1 protein-coding gene is annotated in these 742 nt (G+C 68.5%); it reads right to left on the bottom strand.

The genetic code is table 11. The features are described from left to right. The coding region (locus AC1DMQ_RS25770) for an AMP-binding protein (protein WP_477036372.1) at positions 1-742 on the bottom strand (742 nt) is incomplete at both ends.

Genomic DNA, 742 nt, shown 5'->3' with positions numbered 1-742 from the left:
GAACCGCTCGGCCGTCAGCCCCGGACGGTCCAGATAGCCGCGGCCCAGGCCAGAACCCGACAGGTACAGCTCCCCCGCAACCCCCACCGCGCACGGCTGCAGGAACCGGTCCAGCACATAGGCCCGGGTGTTGGCGATCGGTCGGCCGAGCCGGGTCACCATGCCTGGACCGCCCGGATCGGCGACTTCGCCGTCGATCACCACGTCGCTGCACTCGGTGGGCCCGTAGCTGTTGACGAAACGACAGGCGGGGTTGGACGCTCCAATCGCCCGCAACAGATCGTTGCGAATGGGCTCTCCCCCGAGGATCGCGTGTTCCAGCGAAGCCGGCAGCGGCTCGGCCTCCTCCAGCATTGGATAGATCTGCGAGGGCGCGCAGTTGAGCAGGCTCACCGCGTTGTCGACAATCAACCTCCGGAGGGCGGGGCCGTCTTGCAGCCCTGGCGGCGCCAGCACGACGGCGCCGCCGCACAGCAACGGCGCGATCAGATTTTTGAGAGTCAGATCGAAAGCGTGGGACGACACCACCAGCGCACGACTGCCAGGACCCAGCCGGTAGTCGGCTATATAGGCCCAGTATAGGTTCAACGCGCCCCGGTGGGGGATCATCACGCCCTTGGGTCGGCCGGTGGAGCCGGAGGTGTAGATCACATAGGCCAGGTCCTCGCCGTGGATCGCCACTTGCGGCGGCTCGTCGGCCAGGGCCGCCAGGGCGGCGACCTCCTCGGGCGCGTCCAGCGCC

Source organism: Caulobacter sp. 05L422, from assembly GCF_056397765.1.
This window is presented reverse-complemented; position numbering and strand designations above follow the sequence as displayed.